Here is a 4,519-nt window from a genome sequence, read left to right as displayed (position 1 = left end):
TAATGGAGAAATCTAATCGGTATGTTATACCTGAGAGAAGAGTGAGGAGTTATCCAAGGGTTGTAAAAGGAAAACCTCAAAAATACCCAAGAAAAAGCCAGTCAATCTCTTAACTGACTGGCATTAGCCCTTTTAGGGCTTTTTTTGTGCCTGAAATTTAATACCAAATCAACAATAAAGAATGATGAATACCAGATTATTCCCAATTTTAGTCATAGAAATCTTTTACTTAGACAAAAACAGAATAAACTATTCATCCTTATCCATAGAATGAGGTGTTGTGGTCTGATCTTGCTGCGCATTGTCTGTATCACGCTGACAGGCAGTTAATCCCAGCATAACGACCAGACTTAAAATTGTGATTATTTTCATGATAACTCCTATGCTTCCAAAATTGGTTTAAATATCAGCATAGTGATATTTCATCATTACTCTATTTCACTTTCATACGATAAATGTAAAAAGCTCAACCTAAATGATTGAGCCTTTGAATTATTTATTGACCTTTAATTCAGCATTCTGAAATTGGGAAATATCCAGTTCATGCACTTTGCCCCGCCAGATCCATTTTAGTTTAGATTCCTCAAATACATCGCCTTCAAACCAGACAAACAGACCTTCCATCATTTTCGGCCAGTCTTCACGACTGACTTCCTGGTGACCAGACATCACTGCAATCATCGCTGCCAGAATGGTGTCATGACTCACCGCCAGACTGAGTCCATACAGTGTTTTCGGGTGAGTGTTGTAAATTAATTCTAGTACATCCACTACGCCATTAATGGGATGTTTCATTCCGGGCAAGGCATTATTGACGAAGCTATTGATAAAGCCCAATGCCCCCTGTTTTTTGAAATATGGTCCTGCTTTTTGAATATCCAGTACAAAGCTGCCTGGCTCAACTAGCAAACCCTGTTCCACGATTTCAATCTTATGGGTATGCGGTGCTTTATCCGTTGCATCTGCCCCCTCGATCATCAATGCTGCGGTATCTACACAGCGCTGAATCGGACTCGATATACAATGCTGGATATGCCGATCTGTCTGATTGACCAGATAAGCGCCCCATTCCTGCGCCAGATCACGTCCTTGCGGCGTCAACTGCAAATCATACCCTGCCAGTCCCTGACCAGCGACATTTTCACGCAAAGAATGCCGCGTAAACAGAGTCACAGGTGTCTTGGTATCAGGCAATAAATCTATTGCACTGAGCATACTTGGTGGAAGCAGTTTTAATGCCACAATCTTGCCAACTGATCTATCAACGGAATCTTCCTCACTATATCATGAATGGCTATGAGCTCAATCATTGTCTTGCATGTCCGCCAGTGCCCGTAAAGCCAATACTTTCATGGCTTCATTCTTATAGGAGATAAACCCGCCATTCAGTAAGGTCTTGCGCCGGTTGTAGATGAATGGGCGGCCTTCAAGATCAACCAGCCCTCCGCCAATCCGCTCAAGCATGCATTGACCGGCACTGGTATCCCATTCAGAGGTTGGATGGAAGCGAGGATAAATATCTACCCGGTCTTCAAGGATCATGCAGAATTTATAAGCGCTTCCTGCCTTGAACTCGGTGTACGCGCTAAGTTTAGCCAGACTTTGCAGATATTCGACATATTTTGGTTTCTGCTGACTGCTCTGACTCAGACCGACAAAGACATCCTGATGATCGGTAGCTGCTTCATAGCCAAACCATGCCTGATTCTGAATATCGTATTTTAAAGGCATGCCCTGTTCTGGGCAGAAATAAATTAGCTGCTGTGCAGGAACCGCCAAAATGGCAAAAGTAGTCAGACTGCCTCTGACCAGACTGAGATTAATCGTGAATTCTGGGCGCTGATGCAAAAACTCTTTGGTGCCATCCAAAGGATCTAGTAACCAGAAATCTGTCCAGGCATGACGCTGATCCTGCTGCCCCTCTTCTGACAGCAAAGGCAATTCTGAGATTTCCGCTAAAGCTTGGGTTAAATAACTATTCACCCGATAGTCTGCCTGGGTCACAGGAGAATCATCACTTTTCTTGACAATATCAAACGCAGCACCTGAACAATAACGCTGATATTCTTCTCGCAAAATTTCACAGGCCTGTGTCAAAATGGGCACAAACTGCAAAATCATCGGATCTTGTGGTGCTATTGTCGCTTTAAACATAGAAAACCTTATATGTCGAATTGCTCAGAAAAACCGCCTGTCATTTTTGATATGGACGGCTAGTTTCATAAGCAATTAATTTAAATAATATTTATTTTAAAAATCATTTAAATCATATTTTTATGTACACATTCCTGTACACACTCAAATATATGCCTTATTTCAGTATAAGCAAAAAGCCCTCACTTGGAGGACTTTTCTACAATACTGATTATAGCTGCATGACGTTGCTTACAATCTACATACTTTCGTCGATCATCGACCATCACCTGCAGCACTTCTTTGGCTTGGCCAGACTTTAATTCCTGTAGATCCGGACAAAGTGTTTTAAGGTTTGCCGGTATTACCAGCGGTGTTGACTGCTGACACCCCGTCGTCATCAAAGCAATTAGTGTGGATATAAACAGGACGTTCAACGATCTTTTGCACTTCACGTGTAATTGTTTCGGTTTTAACGCGCTCAACTTCTTTTGATTCTTCATATTCTTCACCTGCTTTGTTGGCCAGCTCCTGTGCTTTCTTTTCAGCATCAAGATATGGCTTTAGCTTTTTATTGATTTTGTCCTGGCATGTCGTTTCAGCTTTTCGTAAATCACCGGCTAAACGATTGGCCTGAAATAGCTGGCAAAGGATCACGATGCAAAGCACCACAATCAAGGACCAGCGTTTGTTGTTCCAGATCAGTAATAGAAATGGCATCTAGTTCACCCCCATGCATTTGTTGTAGCGCTCAACTTGTCGGGTCCACACGCCATAGCAATTGTTAGAACGAATACTGCAGTCACGCTTGGCCACATACTTCCATTTCAAAAGTGATTTACACGCCTGCACGTATTGCCCTGCTTTCAAGTTGCGAAGCATTGAAGATTGTGACCATGCGCCAGTACCGAACTGGTAAGTGAAGTCCATATACAAGTCATATTCATTTTGTGAAAGTGGAATGCCAAGCAAAGACTTATTGAAAATCTTCGCGTCTTTATTCATGTGGAATTGCAGATATTCAGCAGCTTGTTTTTTGGTAATTGCTGGATCTGTGATTTTTACTTTCTGACCATTTGGGTAAACCGTTGTGCCTGTTCCAATCGTGGCGACCTTACCGCTATCAAGGTAAGGTTTTAGCACTGTACCTTCACGGTTTTGAGTCCATGCAACGCCAGCCAAACTGATCACCGTTGCCATAGTCACGGCATACTTTGTTTTATTCGACATTACATTTACCATTAGCCTTGCGTAGTGCGATTCGATGAAGCTCGTCTGCACGCTGATCCGCTTTATATTTGTAGTACCAAGTGACAAAGAAGCTAAATAGACTCACAAGTAAGCCACCTAAACCAACACATACCCCCAATAGCGTCATCGGATCTAAACCCGATGCCCAGCCTAAAAATGAAACTCCCCCACCAGCTACAGCAGTTTTTGAAGAAGCACTTGTAACCGCTGCACTTGCTTCAATTGCTGTTTGTGCATGATCTGCCATGCTTCCCCCTAATTTTTGACATAAAAAAAGCCCTAACTTATTTAAAGCTAGGGCCTGTAGTGATTTGTTGTGCGATTGTGGTTATGAACACAAAAGCAGTCGATAATTTGTGTTAAACTTCGGCAAAAATTCGATGGAAAGAAACGTGGAATTCTCTTTACTTCTGTTTTACTACATTTTTTTAATATTCCTTGCTTTTGTAACTGCACTATTCAATACAAACACAAGATTAAGCTATTTCATATTCTTTCTTGTGTTTGTGGGTTATTCTGTATTATCGAGAGATAGAATTCCAAAAAATGACATATTAGCTTACAACAGCTTTATGGATATACCTCTTTATGCCTACAAAGATATATATTTTCTAAGAGAACCTGTTTACTGGTTTAGCTCAAAGCTGCTTTATGAGTACTTTGATAACCCTTTACCAGTATATTTGATAATTGATATATTCTCTATTGCTGTTTTCCTATTTGCTCTTTATAAAAACAAATATCAAGCATACTTCTTATATCTCTTTGTAGTATTCTTTGTAAGTGTACTCGGTTTCCAGAATGTGTATAGACAATATCTGGCAACTTTTTTCATATTAGCTGCAATATTTCTGATTGCTGAAAATAAGTTCAAAACTAAGGTATTTACTTTAACACTTGGTTTTTTAACTCACAATGTTGTTGCACTATATGTGCCAATGTTGTTAGCAACTAGCAAGATAAAAAGTATTTTTAGAATGATATTGGCACTAATCCCTCTTGTTGTTTGGCGAATTCAAACATGAGGTGCGACAGTTTCAAAAGCCTTATGATAATCAACAAGCTGAGCAAATTTCTCTAATGGTGTAAGCCAATCTAACGCTTTTCTAGGACGAGTATTCAGTGACATAGCGAC

At 40.6% G+C, this 4,519-nt stretch carries 7 protein-coding genes and 1 pseudogene; 1 reads left to right on the top strand and 7 read right to left on the bottom strand.

Going from position 1 to position 4,519, the window contains the following annotated elements; all coding sequences use genetic code 11:
- Window positions 1–249: 249 nt before the first annotated feature.
- The 6 genes from FTU01_RS15625 to FTU01_RS15260 all read right to left on the bottom strand — a co-directional run bounded on the left by FTU01_RS15625 (window position 250) and on the right by FTU01_RS15260 (window position 3,631).
- Entirely contained in the window at window positions 250–372 is a 123-nt protein-coding gene (locus FTU01_RS15625; protein WP_004786141.1) for a hypothetical protein, read from the bottom strand.
- A 120-nt stretch (window positions 373–492) separates the two neighbouring features.
- Entirely contained in the window at window positions 493–1,242 is a 750-nt protein-coding gene (locus FTU01_RS15280; RefSeq protein WP_180139979.1) for a phosphoglycerate mutase family protein, read from the bottom strand.
- Window positions 1,243–1,302: 60 nt separating this feature from the next.
- Window positions 1,303–2,154: a 3'(2'),5'-bisphosphate nucleotidase CysQ gene (locus tag FTU01_RS15275; RefSeq protein ID WP_180139976.1), complete on the bottom strand. Its 852-nt coding sequence runs from the start codon at window positions 2,152–2,154 to the stop codon at window positions 1,303–1,305.
- A 327-nt stretch (window positions 2,155–2,481) separates the two neighbouring features.
- The gene (locus tag FTU01_RS15270; protein ID WP_180139973.1) at window positions 2,482–2,853 is read right to left on the bottom strand and encodes a hypothetical protein; all 372 of its coding nucleotides are present in this window, start codon (window positions 2,851–2,853) and stop codon (window positions 2,482–2,484) included.
- Entirely contained in the window at window positions 2,854–3,363 is a 510-nt protein-coding gene (locus FTU01_RS15265) for a lysozyme (RefSeq protein ID WP_180139970.1), read from the bottom strand.
- Window positions 3,353–3,631: a holin gene (locus FTU01_RS15260; protein ID WP_180139967.1), complete on the bottom strand. Its 279-nt coding sequence runs from the start codon at window positions 3,629–3,631 to the stop codon at window positions 3,353–3,355. Before FTU01_RS15260 ends, FTU01_RS15265 begins: the two co-directional genes overlap by 11 nt.
- Window positions 3,632–3,776: 145 nt before the next feature.
- Here FTU01_RS15260 and FTU01_RS15255 point away from each other — a divergent pair, with 145 nt between their 5' ends.
- Window positions 3,777–4,409, top strand: coding sequence for an EpsG family protein (locus tag FTU01_RS15255; RefSeq protein ID WP_180139964.1), 633 nt, complete (start codon window positions 3,777–3,779; stop codon window positions 4,407–4,409).
- Here FTU01_RS15255 and FTU01_RS15250 read toward each other — a convergent pair.
- Window positions 4,400–4,519, bottom strand: a pseudogene (locus FTU01_RS15250) (IS30 family transposase); the annotation flags it as partial. The gene FTU01_RS15255 and the pseudogene FTU01_RS15250 overlap by 10 nt on opposite strands.

Origin of the sequence: Acinetobacter sp. YH12043 (assembly GCF_013419915.1) — a bacterium.
Taxonomy (GTDB): Bacteria; Pseudomonadota; Gammaproteobacteria; order Pseudomonadales; family Moraxellaceae; genus Acinetobacter.
This window is presented reverse-complemented; position numbering and strand designations above follow the sequence as displayed.

Coding starts and splice junctions, on each gene's coding strand:
- FTU01_RS15625 (WP_004786141.1), bottom strand. CDS start 372: ATGAAAATAATCACAATTTTAAGTCTGGTCGTTATGCTGGGATTAACT.
- FTU01_RS15275 (WP_180139976.1), bottom strand. CDS start 2,154: ATGTTTAAAGCGACAATAGCACCACAAGATCCGATGATTTTGCAGTTT.
- FTU01_RS15270 (WP_180139973.1), bottom strand. CDS start 2,853: ATGCCATTTCTATTACTGATCTGGAACAACAAACGCTGGTCCTTGATT.
- FTU01_RS15265 (WP_180139970.1), bottom strand. CDS start 3,363: ATGTCGAATAAAACAAAGTATGCCGTGACTATGGCAACGGTGATCAGT.
- FTU01_RS15260 (WP_180139967.1), bottom strand. CDS start 3,631: ATGGCAGATCATGCACAAACAGCAATTGAAGCAAGTGCAGCGGTTACA.